The 15,642-nt window shown below is 70.0% G+C and carries 12 protein-coding genes and 2 pseudogenes; 4 read left to right on the top strand and 10 right to left on the bottom strand.

Annotated elements, in window-relative coordinates; all coding sequences use genetic code 11:
* The first annotated feature begins 36 nt into the window (after positions 1–36).
* Positions 37–930 (top strand): LysR family transcriptional regulator, encoded by an 894-nt coding sequence (locus ABT004_RS07695; RefSeq protein WP_351332444.1) that lies wholly within the window; start codon positions 37–39, stop codon positions 928–930.
* 93 nt (positions 931–1,023) lie between these two features.
* Here the strand turns inward: ABT004_RS07695 and ABT004_RS07690 are convergent, their stop codons facing one another.
* Together ABT004_RS07690 and ABT004_RS07685 are read right to left on the bottom strand one after the other, a co-directional pair.
* Positions 1,024–1,758: a dienelactone hydrolase family protein gene (locus tag ABT004_RS07690; protein ID WP_351332441.1), complete on the bottom strand. Its 735-nt coding sequence runs from the start codon at positions 1,756–1,758 to the stop codon at positions 1,024–1,026.
* 238 nt (positions 1,759–1,996) lie between these two features.
* Positions 1,997–2,971: an epimerase gene (locus ABT004_RS07685; RefSeq protein ID WP_351332438.1), complete on the bottom strand. Its 975-nt coding sequence runs from the start codon at positions 2,969–2,971 to the stop codon at positions 1,997–1,999.
* A 168-nt stretch (positions 2,972–3,139) separates the two neighbouring features.
* Here ABT004_RS07685 and ABT004_RS07680 point away from each other — a divergent pair.
* Positions 3,140–3,468 (top strand): annotated as a pseudogene (locus ABT004_RS07680) (Rossmann-fold NAD(P)-binding domain-containing protein); the annotation flags it as partial.
* Between the two features lie 126 nt (positions 3,469–3,594).
* Here ABT004_RS07680 and ABT004_RS07675 read toward each other — a convergent pair.
* From ABT004_RS07675 to ABT004_RS07665, 3 genes are all read right to left on the bottom strand, one after another.
* On the bottom strand, positions 3,595–4,386 hold the full coding sequence (locus ABT004_RS07675; RefSeq protein WP_351332436.1) for a DeoR/GlpR family DNA-binding transcription regulator: 792 nt from the start codon (positions 4,384–4,386) through the stop codon (positions 3,595–3,597).
* Positions 4,387–4,450: 64 nt separating this feature from the next.
* Positions 4,451–5,809, bottom strand: coding sequence for a GntT/GntP/DsdX family permease (locus tag ABT004_RS07670; RefSeq protein ID WP_351332433.1), 1,359 nt, complete (start codon positions 5,807–5,809; stop codon positions 4,451–4,453).
* Positions 5,806–7,206, bottom strand: coding sequence for a homoserine dehydrogenase (locus tag ABT004_RS07665; RefSeq protein WP_351332431.1), 1,401 nt, complete (start codon positions 7,204–7,206; stop codon positions 5,806–5,808). The genes ABT004_RS07670 and ABT004_RS07665 overlap by 4 nt, the downstream gene beginning before the upstream one ends.
* 201 nt (positions 7,207–7,407) lie before the next feature.
* Between ABT004_RS07665 and otnK the strand changes: the two genes are divergently transcribed.
* Positions 7,408–8,694, top strand: coding sequence for a 3-oxo-tetronate kinase (otnK, locus tag ABT004_RS07660; RefSeq protein WP_351332428.1), 1,287 nt, complete (start codon positions 7,408–7,410; stop codon positions 8,692–8,694).
* Positions 8,691–9,326 (top strand): class II aldolase/adducin family protein, encoded by a 636-nt coding sequence (locus ABT004_RS07655; protein ID WP_351332425.1) that lies wholly within the window; start codon positions 8,691–8,693, stop codon positions 9,324–9,326. Before otnK ends, ABT004_RS07655 begins: the two co-directional genes overlap by 4 nt.
* A gap of 76 nt (positions 9,327–9,402) precedes the next feature.
* Here ABT004_RS07655 and ABT004_RS07650 read toward each other — a convergent pair.
* From ABT004_RS07650 to ABT004_RS07630, 5 genes and pseudogenes are all read right to left on the bottom strand, one after another.
* Positions 9,403–9,642: pseudogene (locus ABT004_RS07650) on the bottom strand (ATP-binding cassette domain-containing protein); the annotation flags it as partial.
* A gap of 57 nt (positions 9,643–9,699) precedes the next feature.
* Positions 9,700–10,311: a dihydrofolate reductase family protein gene (locus ABT004_RS07645; protein ID WP_351332422.1), complete on the bottom strand. Its 612-nt coding sequence runs from the start codon at positions 10,309–10,311 to the stop codon at positions 9,700–9,702.
* Positions 10,312–10,469: 158 nt separating this feature from the next.
* Complete coding sequence (locus ABT004_RS07640; RefSeq protein WP_351332419.1) at positions 10,470–11,984, bottom strand: amino acid permease; 1,515 nt, start codon at positions 11,982–11,984, stop codon at positions 10,470–10,472.
* Positions 11,985–12,026: 42 nt separating this feature from the next.
* On the bottom strand, positions 12,027–12,476 hold the full coding sequence (locus ABT004_RS07635) for a NanQ anomerase/TabA/YiaL family protein (RefSeq protein ID WP_351332416.1): 450 nt from the start codon (positions 12,474–12,476) through the stop codon (positions 12,027–12,029).
* The gene (locus ABT004_RS07630; protein ID WP_351332413.1) at positions 12,473–15,508 is read right to left on the bottom strand and encodes a glycoside hydrolase family 2 TIM barrel-domain containing protein; all 3,036 of its coding nucleotides are present in this window, start codon (positions 15,506–15,508) and stop codon (positions 12,473–12,475) included. The genes ABT004_RS07635 and ABT004_RS07630 overlap by 4 nt, the downstream gene beginning before the upstream one ends.
* Positions 15,509–15,642: the final 134 nt, after the last annotated feature.

Below are 15,642 nucleotides of genomic sequence, written 5' to 3'. Positions count from 1 at the left end.
AGCGAAGATCACGCACATCTGGTATGCGTATGACGCATGGACATCTCCAGCACGGGACTGCGGGTCCTGCGGCAGATCGCCGAGTCGGGCAGCTTCACCTCGGCAGCTGCCCGTCTCGGCTACACGCAGTCGGCCGTCTCACGCCAGGCCGCCGCCCTCGAACACAGCGCCGGTACCACCCTGTTCGAACGCCGCGCGGACGGCGTACGGCTCACTCCCGCCGGCTTGACCCTCCTGCGGCACGCCCACACGATCCTCGCCTCGCTCACAGCGGCCGAACGTGAACTCACCGGCACCGTCCCGCGGACCGAACTGGTGCGGCTCGGGGCCGTCCCGAGCGCGGGCTCGACGATCCTGCCCGCCGCACTCGCCCACCTCGCGAAGGCCGACCCGCAGATCACGGTCACCACCCGCGAGGGCACCACGCCCGCCCTCATCCGGGCGCTGCGCGCAGGCTCGCTCGACCTCGCCGTACTGACGTCCCGAGCACCCCACCGTCCCTTCGACGGTGACTCGCCGCGCCTCCACGTCGAGACCGTCGCGGACACCGAACTGGTCGTCGCGGCGCCCTCGACCGGAGACCTCGCCGGACGCACCACCGTGCACGTCGACGAACTGGTCGACGCCGCGTGGATCGCCACCCCGTCGTCGAGCTCCGAGCCTCTGCTCGGCGTCTGGCCCGGCCTGCCCGGACGGCCGCGCGTCGTCCACTCCGCGCGCGACTGGCTGACGAAGCTCCAACTCGTCGCCGGCGGCTTCGGCGTGACCACACTGCCGTCCCGCCTCTCACCGGTACTGCCGCCCGGGGTGAGCCTGCTGCGCGTCGAGGGCGCGCCCCCGGAGATCCGCCGGGTACTCGTGGCACGCCTCCCTGGCCGTCCCGGCCCGGCGCCCAGGGCCGTCATCCAAGCCATCGCTGCGGGTGCGTGAGCCGCCGTGAGGGCCGGCACGACCGGGCTTCTGCCGAGGCCGGTGGGCTTGTTGCCCATGGACAACGCAGAGGATGGCTTCGGGCCCGGAGCCTCAACGGTTGGCCAGAGTGCGGCCGAGGAGAGGGAGCAGGTGCTCCCAGTGGAGCTGCAGTGCGGCGGCGTTGAAAGCGTCGGTGTCGGCCATGGTGAAACCGTGGACGGTGTCGGGGTAGATCTCAGAGGTGTAGTCGACACCCGCGGCGTCCAAGGCCTGGTTGAGTTCGCCGAGGGCCTCGGGCGTCAGGTCGGTTTCGGCGTGGCCGAAGTGGACCTGGGCGGTGAGTCGGCGCAGGCTGTCGGGTCCGGCAACGCCCACGGGGGCATGAAATCCGGCGACGGCGGCCACTTGGCGAGGGTAAGCCGCGGCGGTGTGCACCGCCAGGAGGCCGCCGATGCAGTAGCCGGTCACCGCGACGGGTCCGGCGTCGACCTCGGGCCGGGTGGTGAGGAATCTGAGGTAGGCGTCGGCGTCGCGGAGGGCCCGATCGATGGTGTGCGCCTCAATCAGGGGCATCAGCCGACCCATCACCGAGGTCCTGGCCTCTTCTCCGATGTACTCGGGGAGTTCGACCACAGGTGCCGGGCCGTGCCGGTAGAAGAAGTTGGGGACGAGCACGTAGTACCCGTGGCCGGCCAGTTCGCGGGCCAACTCCCGCAGCACAGGCCGGATGCCGAAGCCGTCCGCGTACATCAGCACCCCTGGGTGCCGCTCGCCGTCGTCGGGGAAGGCGGCGAGGGCATCGGCCTGGCCGTCCTCGGTGGGAATCTGCAACATCTTGGTGGGCATGAACGCTCCTGTCGTGGTTGATGTGTCCTGTGATCAACACGACGAGGGCGGAGCCCGCGCGGCAGCGCGAATACCTCGATCGAACAGCGGGCCCGCAATGGCCCGTACGGCGCTCAGAACAGCACCGGGTCACCGATCCGTGTGTGGCGCAATGCCCTCCCGGTAGTCATCCCCACAACCTAGTCCACCGGACAAGGCCGACACCAGCGCTGGAGGCCGAACTCGGGCTCAGGCGTGGTCAGATGCGTGCCTCCGTGCGTCCGATTCGGGTCCGCTCACGACGCACCCGCCCTACGAGGTCGGCCGCAGCCTGCGACCAGGCGCCGTGGTCGAAGGTGAACCCGGCGTCCTCCAGCCGCCCGGGCACCACCCGCCGACTCTTCAGCAGGAGTTCGGTGTCCGAACGGAGAGCGAAGGCTCCGACCCCGGCCATCCACCGCGTCGCAGGCAGCCCGACCGGCATGCCCCACGCAGCCCGCAACGCACGCATGAACTCCCGCTGCGGCAGCGGGCCGGGGGCTGCGAGATTGACCGCCCCGCTGATGTCGTCACACCCGATCAGGAACTCCACCGCGCGCACGAAGTCACGGTCATGGATCCAGGACACGTACTGCGCGCCACCCGCGACCGGCCCACCGAGACCCAACCTCGTCAGCCACAGCAGGTAGTCGAAGACACCACCGCGGTCGGGGCTCATCACCATCGCCGACCGCAGGGCCACCCTGCGCGTCTGCGGGGTCGCGGCCCGCTCCTGCTCCCGCTCCCAGTTCTTCGCGATCTCGACGCTGTACGCCCAGTAGCCCGGCACGCCGGGCTCGGCTCCGCCGATCACGCCGGTCGCCTCGTCGTTCGGCGCGTCGAACCGGTGGGCGTAGACAGTGGCGGTGCTCATCTGGAGCCAGACGCGGGGCGGCGTGCGGGCGGCGGCAATCGCCTGGCCCACGACGCGCGCGGAGTCGACACGCGAGTCCATCATGGCGCGCAGATTCTCGTCGGTGTAGCGGCAACTGACGCTGCGGCCCGCAAGGTTGACCACAACGTCACTGCCGTCGACCGCCTCAGCCCAGGGGCCGAGCGTCCGGCCATCCCACTGGACCTCGCCGTCCCGCACAGGGTGCCTCGTCAGAACGACAACCTCATGGCCCGCACCGGTCAACGCCCGCCGCAGCACACCGCCGACCTGACCGGTCCCTCCAGGAAGCACAATCTTCACCGGTCTCTCCCCTGACGTCTGGCGTCGCACGGCACAGCCAGCGTACGACCCGCCCAGATTCGGAGCGGAGGGGGCCTGTTACCTGGCGACGCAGATCGGGCGAGCAGGTGACGGCGGTGCCACGGCACACCGCGGCGGTGCCCGAGGGCGTCCGCCACGTGAAGGCCCGCAGTCGCGGCGGCCTACCTACCGGAGGGCCAACACAGCGGCCACGCCTACGAGTTGACGGGCCCGGAAGTGATCACTCCACGCGGGCAAACGGAAGCCATCGCCGCTGCACTCGGCTCGCCCGTCAGGTTCCAGGAACTCACCCGCAACGAGGCCCAGGCCGCCACGACCCGGAGCATGCCGGCGTAACTCGCCGATGACACGCTGGACACCCTCGGCTCCCCGAACCCGGCCGAGTTGCGCGTCAGCCCGGACGTCCAGCAGGCCTGGGCCGTCCCCCGCGCCCCCTTTCCGACTTGGTGGCCCGCAATGTCGCCGCATTCCACTGAGACGAACCGGCACCGCTTCAGGAAGACGCCGCCCGGCCCCCGGCCACTCCCGGTGGATCGATGCCGAGGTGGCCCGAGATCGACTACCCGCACAGCGAGGAACGCCGGGCCTGGAGCTGACCCCCGTCAGGTCTGCGTCAGACGCAGCTCACAGCCGCTCTCACGGATTCCGGTGACCGCGCCCTCCGCCAGGGCGTTGTCGGTGATCACCGTGTCGAATGCGGTGAGCGGAGCCACCCGGTACTTGCCGAACGTGCCGAACTTCGACGATCCCGCGACCAGGACCGAGCCGGCCGCGGATTCCATGGCGGCCTGCTTGACGTCGACCTTGGGTTCCGACGGTGTGGTGACGCCCCGCAGCAGGTCCCAGGAGCTGCTGCTGATGAAGGCGAGGTCGAGGGCGAGTTGACGCAGTGTCGCGGCACCGAGGCGGCCGACGCTCGAGCGGTTCGCCGTGTCGATACGGCCGCCGGTATGGATGATGTCGAGGTGGGGCGAGGCCATGAGCTGTTCGGCCGTGTCGAAATCGTTCGTCACCACCGTCAGTTCGCTCAGGCGTGCCAGTTCCGGGACCATGGCGATGAGGGTGGTGCCCGCGTCGAGGTAGACGGTCATCCCTTCGGTGACGAGGCGCGCGGCCTCGCTCGCCATGGCCGCCTTGGCGGGCTGTTCGACGCGGGCCTTGTCCTGGAAGCTGGGTTCCGTGCTGAGGTGACTGGCGATCCTGACGCCGCCCGGCACCGAGAAGACCAGCCCTTGGCGCTCGAGTTCCGCGATGTCCCGCCGCACCGTCATGTGGGAGACGTTGAACAGCTGCGTGATCTGCTGGACGCTGAGTACGCCCTCCTTGCGCAGGTGGCGCAGCAGTTGCTCGCGCCGCTGGTCCGGGATGAGCGGCAGGTGCTGCTGAGCGGTCATCGTCACCCTCCTTCACAATTCGTACGCGACGTTAGCCGATGTTCGCCCGTGCTCCGGCGCCGACTCAGCTTCCGACGAATGTGCTGAGCAGCAGGACACCACCGAGGCTGAGCAGGGACTGCAGCGACAGCATCAGGGTCCAGGTCCGGAAGGTCTGGGACACGGACAGCTGGAAGTACTCCTTGAAGAGCCAGAATCCGGAGTCGTTGACATGGGAGAGCATCACGGCGCCGGACGCAGAGGCGAGCACCATCAGTTCCGGTGAGACACCGGGGTAGGCGGCGAGCAGTGGGGCGACGATGCCGGTGGCGGCGGCGGTGGCGACGGTGGCGGAGCCGAGGCAGATGCGCAGGAGCGCGGCGACGAGCCAGGCCAGCAGCAGCGGCGGGACCGACCAATCGACGGCGTAGTCCGAGATGATCTTGTCGATGCCGGTGGCGGTGAGCATGGCCTTCAGGCCGCCTCCGGCGCCCAGGATCAGCACGATCGCGCCTACGGGACCGAGCCCCTTGCCTGCCATCTTCTGCAGCTGCGTCAGGCCGAACCCGGACCGCAGACCGAGAGCGAAGAACGCGAACACGACAGCGGCGAGGAGCGAGAGCACTGAGGAGTTGCAGGCCTCGAAGAAGGCGTACGGGAGGGTGCCTTTGGCCGTGTTGGACGTGCCCAGGGTGCCGATCAGCATGAGCCCGGGCGGCAGCAGCACCGTGATCATGGCCAGGGCGAAGGAGACGGGGCGGCGCTGGTTGTCAGGGGTGGGGTCGGGCTGGGGAACCGGCCCCTTGTCGAGGTCGGGGGCGGGTCCGAACCAGCGGGAGGCGACCTTGGTCAGCAGGGGCCCGGTGATGACGGCCAGGGGGATGCCGATGATGAGGCCGTACAGGATGGTCAGGCCGGTGTTCGCGTCGTACGCGGAGACGGCGAGGGTCGGCGACGGGTGCGGCGGCAGCAGACCGTGCGAGACGTACAGGCCGGCGGCCATGGGCAGGCCGACGTACAGCAGGTGGGTGCCGGTGCGCTTGGCGACGGCGTAGACCAGCGGGACGAGCATGACGAAGCTGACGTCGAACAGGTGCGGCATGCCGATGAGCAGGGCCGCCGCGGTGATCGCGGCGGGGATCCACTTCACGGGGCGTGTGCCGATGAAGACGGTGGCGATGCGGTCGGCGCCGCCGGAGCCGAGCAGGATGCCGCCGAGCAGGGTGCCCAGGCCGATGGTGGGTCCGCTGCTGGCCAGGGCGTCACCGAAGCCGTCCTGGAAGTGCTCGACGGTGGCGCCCGGCCCGATGCCCGCGGCGAGGCCGAGGCCCAGGGCGGAGAGCGTGAGGGCGAGGAACGGGTGCAGTTTGAACTTGGTGATGAGCACGACGAGCACGGCGACGGCCGCGGCGCCGAGCAGCAGATGCTGGACGTCGGTGCTCACGCCTGCACCGCCGATGCGGCGGGGCGGGCGGCGCGGCCGGCCGTCCAGGCCCGGGTGAGGTTCTCGTCGGCATCGGCGAGGTCGCCGAGGCGCAGGAGTTCGCCCGCGGCGACGGGCCGGGCCAGCGTGGTGTGGGCGGCGAGGTAGAGCGGGGCGATGTCGCCGGGGGTGTCCTCGTCGCGCAGCAGCACGGCCTGGACGCCGGTGACGTCGTGGTGGTGGCCGCCCATGTCGAGGACGGTGCCCGCGGACAGGTCCTGGCGGGCGCGGCCGGCCAGGACGGCGTGGCCGCGCGGGTCGGTGCCGCCGGAGGGGCGGTGGTGCAGGACCGCCGAGAGCAGCGAGAGCGGCGTCTCGACACCCATCAGGTGGTAGGGCAGGTAGACGGCCGCGTATCCGCCGTCGCGGCTGACGACGTGTCCCTTGCCGCGCAGCGTCTCCCAGGTCTCCTGGTCGCCGGTGCGTACGACGACGAAGACGCCGCCCGCGAAGGATGCCTCTCCGGGCAGGCGCAGGGCGCTGAACACGTCGACGGCGCCGGCCCGTTGGAGGACTCCGCCCTCTTCGCGCAGCCGGTAGATGTCGGCCAGTTCGGCGATGCGGGCGACGGGGTAGTGCAGCCGCTCGGTGTCGGGCTTGAAGCCGGTGTTGGTGGCGACGACGGCCATCTCGCAGTAGTCGGCGGTGGCACCCTGGGGCAGCGTGGCCACGGCGGCGGCGCGGGCCTCCAGCGTCGCCGCGACGTCGTCGCCGAGGGTGAGCAGGCCGGCGAGTTCGGGGGCGGGGACGGTGGTGTCGAGCTGGGTCACCGTGCCGCGCTCCGGGTCGAGGACGAGGTCGTACTCGCTCGACTTGCCGATGGCCACGATGTCGAGGCCCAGGAACTGCGCCCACGTGACCAGGCCGATGAGGTTGGCGGGCTGGTCGCCGTCCGCGGTGGTGTAGACGAGCCCCTCTTGCGCCGCGAGTTCGGCGAGGTGGAGTCCGGCGACGGAGTCGACCTCCTTGCTGACCATGGCCACATGGCGGCCGCTGCGCAGGGCGTCCTCGGCCATGGCGTGTCCATGGACGGGGCTGCCGGTCGCCTCCACGAGGATGTCCCAGTCGGCCGCGCCGAGGAGGGCGCCGTCGGCGACCAGGGCGATGTGCCCTTCGGCGCGGGCCCGGGTGACGGCGTCCGCGTCCTCGCAGTCGGTGAGGCGGGCGGTGTCGTAGCCGAGGTCACCGAGCATGGCGCGCAGGCGCGGGAGGTCGCGGTCGCACAGGACGGACGGCTGCAGGGCGTCGATCCGGCGGGTCTGCGCGAGGAGGGTGCGAGCGAATCCGCCGCCGGCGCCCGAGAGTGCGTAGTGCACGCTCCGGCCCTTGGCGGCGGCGAACAGGTGATGGAGATTCATGGCCCTCCTCAATGAGTGCTCATAGGCAGGCGTGACCCCGGCGCAGCGGCTCGCGGGTCGTCCGACGGTGGCTTGAACTACTCCCACCGGTTAACAACATGTATCAGGCATTCTCACTGGAGTAAAGGTTGTTAACATAACTTCACATGCACGGGGCTCGGATTCACAGCCGACGCCACACCCACGCACCTTGGAGGTCCGATGCCACTGCTCGGGGCCATTGCCGACGACTTCACCGGCGCCACCGATCTCGCCACCATGCTCGTCGCCCGAGGATTCCGGACGGTGGTCGCGGTCGGCTCCGCCGGCCTGACCGGCGACGGACCCGCCGCAGCCGAGGTACAGCGGGCCGATGCCGTGGTGGTCGCCCTCAAGACGCGCACCGTGCCCGTCGACGAGGCCGTCCGCGAGTCCACGACCGCGCTGCGGGCCCTGCAGGCCGCGGGCTGCAATCGCTTCTACTTCAAGTACTGCTCGACGTTCGACTCCACTCCCGAGGGCAACATCGGCCCGGTGTCCGAGGCCCTCCTCGACGCGCTGGGCGAGAGTGCGACCGTCGTCGTGCCGGCCTTTCCCGCCACGGGCCGCACCGTCTACAAGTCGCGCCTGTTCGTGCTCGACGAACTCCTCGACGAGAGCCCGATGCGCGACCACCCGCTCACGCCGATGCGCGACTCACACCTCGGGCGGCTCCTCGCGCCCCAGACCGCACGACCCGTGCAGTCGGTCGACCTCGATACGGTGCGCTCCGGCGCCCAGGCGCTGCGCGACGCCCTCGCCGCCCCGCAGTTCACCGACTCGCTCACCGTCATCGACGCCACGAACGACGACGACCTGCGCACCATCGCCGCCGCGACGAGTGACATGCGCCTGGTCACGGGCGCTGCAGGCCTCGCCCTCGGGCTGGCCGGTCCGCACGAGGGCACGGCGCGCGCCACCGCCGCCTCCGCCTCCGGCGCCCCCGGAGCCGTCCTCGCCGGCAGCGCGTCCGCCGCCACCCGCGCCCAAGTCGCCCACGCGCAGCAGCACCTCCCCCACCGCAAGCTCGACATCGCGGCGCTGCGCTCGGACCCCGCGGCGGCGGTGGCCGAGCTCGTCGACTTCGCCCGCGCCTGCTGGCACCGTGACGCGACTCTGCCACCGCTCATCTACGCGGTCGCCTCACTCGCGGACCTCGAACACGACACCCCTCTCGGCGCGACGCCCGCCTCCGAACTCGTCGAGCAGGCGCTGGCGGCCTGCGCCACGGCCCTCGTACACGCGGGAGCCAGGCGCCTGCTGGTCGCCGGCGGGGAAACCTCCGGAGCCGTCACCACCGCCCTGAAAGCCCGCACACTGCGGATCGGCCAACAGATCGCCCCGGGCGTCGCCTGGGCCCGCACCCAGCCCTGCGCCGGCGGAGCGTCCGACGGCATCGACCTCGCCCTCAAGTCCGGCAACTTCGGCGGCACGGACATCTTCACCACGGCCTGGGACCACCTCGCATGAGCCCCCGCCACGAACTCGCCGCGGCCGGAGCACACTTGGCCGCCCTCGGCCTGAGCCCCGGCTCCTCCGGAAACCTCAGCGTCCGTGAGGGCGACCATGTCCTCATCACTCCCACCGGCGCCGACCTCGCCGCGTTGGATCCCGACAACCTGACCACCCTCGACCTGAGCGGCACACACCTCGACGGCCCCCGGCCCTCGAAGGAGTTCCCCCTGCACACCGCGTTCTACCGACGCGACCCCGAGGCCCGCACGGTCGTCCACCTGCACTCACGCCACGCCGCGGCGGCATCCTGCCTCCCCTCGTGGTCCACGCACAGCGCGCTCCCCCCGCTCACCCCCTACTTCGTGATGCGCGTGGGTCAGACACCGCTGCTCCCCTACGCTCCCCCGGGCGACGCCCAACAGGCCGCGGAACTCGAACAGTTGCCGTTCCCGTTCCGCGCCGCGCTGTTGCAGAACCACGGGCCTGTGGTGTCCGGGGCATCGGTCGCGGCAGCCGTCGACACCACCGTGGAACTGGAGGAAACCGCTGCCCTCCTCCTCGCTCTCGGCCAACACCCGGCCCGCTTGCTCACCCTTCAGGAAGCACGACACCTCGCCGACAAGTACGGTACGGCTTGGAGCGGTTGAGGGCCGGGGCCAGGCCTCAGAGGTTGGCCAGTCGGGCGAGTCGAGGCGCGGCATGGATGCGGAACCGCGCCGTACGGAACGCGTGGAAGACGAACCCGTTGTGCGTCCGCCGCAGCCGGCACAGGCCACGCTCCGTCATTGAGCTGATCACGCGACCGCCGAGCCGCACCTCGCCCGTGGTGGGCCGGTCTAGCAGCCCGGCGGCACACTGCAGGAACGTCGACTTGCCCGAGCCGGACGGCCCCATCACCGCCGTGAGCGAACGCTCCGGCACCTGGACATCCACCTCGCACAAGGCGTGCACCATGCGTCGGCCACCCTCGGAAACAGGGTTCGGTTCTTCCGAACCCTGTCCGAAGCCCCCGGTCCCTGCTCAGCCTGCGTCGCGTTTGCGGTAGCGGATGTGAGTGGTCAGCGGTGAGTGGAGCACCTCGACGGGCTCGAAATCGAAGATCTCGACGCCGTCGAACATGCGCTCTCCGCTGCCGAGCAGAATGGGTGCGATGTCGAGGGTGAGTTCATCGATCACGTCGGCGTTGAGTGCCTGTCGAACCGTCGAAGCGCCACCGGCGATGTCCACGCCCTTGCCGTCCGCGACTGCGAGCGCCTGCGCGTAGGCGGCGTCGAAGCCTTCGGTGACGAAGTGGAACGTGGTCCCTCCTTCCATCTTGATCGGTTCGTGGGCGTAACGAGTGAGCACGAAGACCGGGGCGTGGTACGGAGGTTCGGCGCCCCACCACCCGTTCCACGCCTCGTCCCACTCGCCTCGGATCGGCCCGAACATGTTGCGGCCCATGACGTAGGCGCCACGCGAGCGCATCAGCCAGCTGTTGGCCGTCTTGTCGGCGTCGGTCGCGCGCGGGTCGCCGATATGCCAGCCGTGCAGCTCCTGGCCGCGCTTGCCCAGCGGATTGTCCCGGCTCTGCTCGGGCCCGGCGACGAAGCCGTCGAGCGAGATCGACATGTGGCAGGTGGTATCGGTCATCTGATTCTCTCTCAAGGCAGCAGTTGTGAGCGGCCGTGCGGTCACCGGACCGCACAACACATATATAGACCTAGACCGCCAGCGGCGACCGAACTCATCGCGACATCGCGAAGCCGTTGAAGGCTTGCCTGCGACCGCCCACCCGGAGCGTCGTCGTCCTACGCCGAAGTCGCCATCCCCTCCGCATCGCCCGCACGCAGCGCCCGCCCGTTCTCCTCGGAGCGCAGCGGGGCCGACGGCGCGAGCTCGGCCGCGGCCTCCTCCGGGGAGGTTGCGCGCAGGCGGCGCAGGTAGCGCTCGTACCAGAGGAGCGAGGCGCCGAGGAAGACGACGAGGCCGCCGACGTTGTAGGCCAGGGTCAGCCACAACGCCTGGCCTTCGGGGAACGTGGAGGCCACGAAGGCGACCGCGAACACCGCGAGCAGGAAGATCGACATGCCGAGGCCAACGGCCCGGGAGCCGAACCGGAACTCGCGGACCGCACCCTCGAAGCGGGCGCGCAGTACCAGGTAGGCGACCAGGATGAGGGCCGGCGGCAGCAGCGCCGTGGCGGCCGTCATGTTGGTGACGATCTTCAGCAGGTCGTCGATCGAGCTGCCCGCGCCGAGCGTCGGGATGAACAGCAGCGGCACGACGATCGCAAACTGGATCCAGGCGCCGACCACGGGCACGCCCTGGTCGTTGAGCGCCACGACGCGCTTGCCGAAGACCTTGTCGGGTATCTCGGAGAAGAAGATCTTCACCGGCGCGGAGGTCCAGATCAGCAGGCCGCCCAGGGTCGCGACGAGCATGATGAGGCCGACGCCGCGCACCACCAGGTCGCCCGACAGGCCGAAGTGTCCGGCCGCAGCCTGCATGGTCACGAAGATGCCGTTGCTGTACGAGACGCTGCTCTTCTTCACGAAGATGCCCATCAACCACGTGCCGACCGAGTAGAGCAGGCCGATCGCGACGCCGGCCACGATGATGGTGCGGACGAAGGCGCGCACGCCGCCCTTGAGGTCGTTCAGGTACACACCGATCGACTCGGCGCCGCCGACGCCCTGGATGATCCACGCCAGGGTGCCGAGGAACGCCCACGCGGTGATGCCGGAACCCGGGTCGAGGCGCATCCCGCCGGGCGACATGTCATTGACCGGGGTGATGCCACCGAGCAGCGCGCCGATGCCCGCGACGATGAACAGCAGCGCCATGACCATCATCAGGGTGGACCCCAACGAGGTGACACTGCCGATCCAGCGGGCGCCCTTCGTCGACACGAAGGTGGCGACGAAGAAGATCACCACGGAGAGCACGGCGATGAGCCACGGCTGGATGGCCCACTCGTGTCCAAGGATCATGTAGCCCGCGTACACGAGGACGATCGGCAGCAGCGAGATGAAGTAGAAGAGGTTCACGAACCAGTAGCAGAACGCCGTGAAGAACGCCCAGCGGCCGCCGAGCGAGGACTTCACCCACTGGTAGACGCCGGATTCCGAGCGGCGGTTGAGGCTCACCATCTCGGCGATGACGAGGGTGAAGGGCACGAAGTAGAGGATCGTGGCGATCAGGAAGATCGGGGCCGCGAGTGTCCCGATCGCGACGTAGTTGTTGACCACGTTGCGGAAGTTGAAGACCGCCGCGATGACCATGCTGAACAGGATCACCGCACCGATCGACCGGCGATTCGTCATTGAATGCTCCGTTGATGTCGGGAGGGGGTGGGGCTGGTGCGGCTACTTGTTGTGGAAGGTGGCGCCCTCCACGGTCACGTGGGCGACAACCGCCGTCGTCCTGGGCGCGGGCAGGACCCGCACCGCCTCGTCGGGTCCGGCCACGAGGACGGCTCCGCGCGAGAGTGTGCGCCGTTCGCCCTTGCCGCGCAGGGGCTGACGGTCGGTCAAGTCGCTGTACGGTTCTGCCGGTTCGAGCGTCGCCACGGGGGCCGTCTCGATCTCGACGTCCCCGTCCACGGGCGACAGCACGTAGAGGTACCGGCGCCGGGCGACGAGGTCGTCCGTGGCGAGCACGTCGGTGTGCTCGCGCATCGTCGTGAGCGAGTCACCGACCGAGTACATGACGCCGAGGGGGCGTCCCTCCGCGCGCAACGCCTGGAGCGTTCGCTGCCATTTGGTGACGCCGCCGAGGACCTCTTCGAGGTGGGAGTGGTCGCGGAAGATCCTCACGAGGCGATCCCTTCGTCGTGGTGGGGCGCGGTCGCGGACACGGAGCGCAGGTCGAGCTCGAAGCGGAACGGCTCGAAGCGGACCCGGTAGGTGTCGAGCACCTCGCTGCCCCACGAGTTGGACCCGAGGCCGAGCACACGGTGGTTGACGTTGACGGTCACGCGGTCCTCCGGCGCCAGGTCGTTGTGGTGCCGGGCGGCGTCGATGGCCGCCGCGGAGTGCGGCCACGCCGAGAACGCGAAGGGGCCCGAGCCCGCCGCGCGCACGGCGAGTCCGTCGCCGTGCGGGTCGGTGAGGGACGCCCAGCGCACATCGCCGCGGTTGGCGCAGTCCTGGGGCACGACGTACGGGGTGAACATGTCGTCGACGGTGCTGTGCCAGCGGCCGAGGGTGGCGGCGGCGCGGGAGTCCGGGTAGTTCTCGCCGGGCCCCAGGCCGTACCAGTCGACGGAGCGCAGTTCGCGCGGCACCGCGAAGGACAGGCCGATGCGGGGCACGATGTCGTGGTAGTCGCCGACGGGTTCGCCCGCGACGGCGAGGTGTACGCCGTCGTGCGCGAGGGTCCACGTCAGGACGACCTTCATGGCGATGTCGAGGGTGGGCGGCGCGATGCGCGCGGACACCTCCACGACGACGGCGCCGTCCTGCTCCCGCCACGCCACCTCACGCGTCGAGGTCTGCATGAGCGAGAGGAACCGGGGCGCCCACAGCTCGTCGTTCTCCTGCTGGTGGTTGTCGACGAGCGGCTTCCAGAAGCCGACGCGGGGCGGTTCCAGGAGGAGTTCACGCCCGTGGCTGCGCCACGACAGATCTCCGGTGAGCAGGTCGACCGTGTACCGGTCGGCGTCCGGGGTGGTGACGACGAGCGAGGTGCCCTCGGCCTCGGCGGCGACGGACGCGCGGGTCACGGCCACCGCGGTCCGGCGCGGGCGGTCGGCGACCAGTGTCTGGTAGCGGCCCAACTCGCGCATGGGCTCGGCCCATTCGTGCGCGGCGGTCGACAGGACGCGGGAGGTCACATGTGTCTCGCCGTGTGCCGCGACGTCCAGGTGCACGACCTCGCTCCACGCCTTGCCGGGCGGTACGGGTCCCGGGGTGAGCGTGCGCGATCCGACGACGCGCCCGTCGTGCAGCGTTTCGAGGACGACGACCACGTCGGACAGGTCGGTGAACCAGCGCCCGTTCGTCACGGTGCACACACCGTCCGCGTAGTCGACGCGCACGGGGCAGATGACGTGCTTGTACTCGACGAGGCCCGGGCTCGGCTCCTGCCACGGGAAGACGAGGCCGTCGATGCAGAAGCTGCCGTTGTTCGGGAAGTCCCCGTGGTCGCCGCCGTAGGAGTGGTACTCGCGCCCTTCGTCCGTGGTGGCGACGAGGCCGTGGTCGCACCACTCCCACAGGAAGTGCCCCTGGATGCTGTCCCAGGTCTCGAAGACCCGCTGGTACTCGGCGAGTCCGCCGGGTCCGTTGCCCATGGCGTGCCCGTACTCGCAGATGATGCGCGGCTTGGGGTGCGGGTGCTCCCCCATGTCGTTCATCTGCGAGACACGCGAGTACATCGTGGAGATGACATCGACGACCTCGGCGTCCCGGTCCTCCTCGTAGTGCACCGGGCGGGTCGGGTCGAGTTCCTTGCAACGCCGGTACATGGCAGGGATGTTGCACCCGTACCCGGACTCGTTGCCCAGGGACCACATGCTGACGGAGGCGTGGTTGCGCTGCGCGAGCACGTGCCGCTCGATGCGGTCGACGTACGCGGTCTGCCACGCCGCGTCGTCCGTGATCCGGGAAAGGTCGCCGACGTTGGCGAAGCCGTGTGTCTCCAGGTCCGTCTCCGCGAGGACGAACAGGCCGATGCGGTCGCACAGTTCGTAGAAGCGGGGGTCATTCGGGTAGTGCGCGGTGCGCACCGCGTTGATGTTGTGCTGCTTCATCAGGTGCAGGTCGCGCTCTACGCGGGCCATGCCCACGGCGCGTCCGTGCCGGTCGTCGTGGTCGTGCCGGTTGACACCATGCATCTTGAACGGCGTGCCGTTGAGCAGCAGTCGGCCGTCGACGATGGTCACCTCAGCCAGGCCGAGGCGGTGCGGCACGTGCTCGACGGTCCCGTCGGCGCCGCGCACGGTCAGGCGCATGTCGTACAGGTACGGGTCCTCGGGGTTCCAGAACCGCGCGCCCTCGACGACCAGCGTGGCGTCGGTGCCCGGCATGACGGCGCGCGAGGCGACGAGGCGCTCGCCGTCGTACACCTCCCAGGTGACATCGGGTCGCCCGACGGCGGTGGTGCTCAGAGTGACCTCGGCGCGGTCGTCCGCGAGGCGTTGGGTGCGCACGAAGAAGTCGGCGAGGTGTGCGGCGGGCCGGCTCAGCAGGTAGCAGTCGCGGAAGATCCCGGACGCCCACCACATGTCCTGGTCTTCGAGGTACGTGCCGTCCGAGAACTGGTGCACCTTGACGACGAGATGGTTGATGCCGGGGTGTGCCACGTCGGTGACGTCGAACTCGGCGCTGAGCCGCGAGCCCTTGGTCATGCCGACGTAGGTGCCGTCCCAGTAGATCTCGGCGTAGTTCTCGACCCCGTCGAACCGGAGCACGGTGCGCTCACCGGCCGGCGTTCCGGGCAGCACAACGGTGCGCTGGTACACACCGGTCGGGTCGTCGGAGGGCACGCGGGGCGGGTCGACCGGGAACGGGAAGCCCTCGTCGGTGTACTGCAGCCGCCCGTACCCGTCGACCTGCCACAGGTGCGGTACGCGCACGGTGTCCCAGCCCTCGGACTCCTCGGCGAGCGCGGCGGCCGGGACGCGCGCCGGGTGGTCGAAGAGCCGGAACCGCCAGTCGCCGGTGAGGTCGACGAAGCCGCGCGAGCGGCGGCGGTCCATGGTGCGGGCGAGCTCGGCCGAGTCGTAACCGAAGAAGTACGCCCGCGCGGGCAGCCGGTTGCGTCCGGTGAGGGCGGGGTTCTCCCAGTCCGCCGGGTCCCGGTCGGCTCGGTCCCGGTCTGCCGGCTCCGTGAGATGGAGAGTCATGATCCGGAATGTAACCGGTTACATTCCTGCGCCACAACACCGGTCAAACGTGACCTAGGTCTCACCTCGCCCACCCGCCCTCGGCGCCCTGACAACGAGTCACCTGGGCGATACTGAACACCGCACTTCTCCGT

Origin of the sequence: Streptomyces sp. NPDC002790, assembly GCF_040295505.1 — a bacterium.
Taxonomy (GTDB): domain Bacteria; phylum Actinomycetota; class Actinomycetes; order Streptomycetales; family Streptomycetaceae; genus Streptomyces.
This window is presented reverse-complemented; position numbering and strand designations above follow the sequence as displayed.

Coding starts and splice junctions, on each gene's coding strand:
- ABT004_RS07645 (WP_351332422.1), bottom strand. CDS start 10,311: ATGACCGATACCACCTGCCACATGTCGATCTCGCTCGACGGCTTCGTC.
- otnK (WP_351332428.1), top strand. CDS start 7,408: ATGCCACTGCTCGGGGCCATTGCCGACGACTTCACCGGCGCCACCGAT.
- ABT004_RS07665 (WP_351332431.1), bottom strand. CDS start 7,206: ATGAATCTCCATCACCTGTTCGCCGCCGCCAAGGGCCGGAGCGTGCAC.
- ABT004_RS07695 (WP_351332444.1), top strand. CDS start 37: ATGGACATCTCCAGCACGGGACTGCGGGTCCTGCGGCAGATCGCCGAG.
- ABT004_RS07675 (WP_351332436.1), bottom strand. CDS start 4,386: ATGACCGCTCAGCAGCACCTGCCGCTCATCCCGGACCAGCGGCGCGAG.
- ABT004_RS07630 (WP_351332413.1), bottom strand. CDS start 15,508: ATGACTCTCCATCTCACGGAGCCGGCAGACCGGGACCGAGCCGACCGG.
- ABT004_RS07640 (WP_351332419.1), bottom strand. CDS start 11,984: ATGACGAATCGCCGGTCGATCGGTGCGGTGATCCTGTTCAGCATGGTC.
- ABT004_RS07690 (WP_351332441.1), bottom strand. CDS start 1,758: ATGCCCACCAAGATGTTGCAGATTCCCACCGAGGACGGCCAGGCCGAT.
- ABT004_RS07655 (WP_351332425.1), top strand. CDS start 8,691: ATGAGCCCCCGCCACGAACTCGCCGCGGCCGGAGCACACTTGGCCGCC.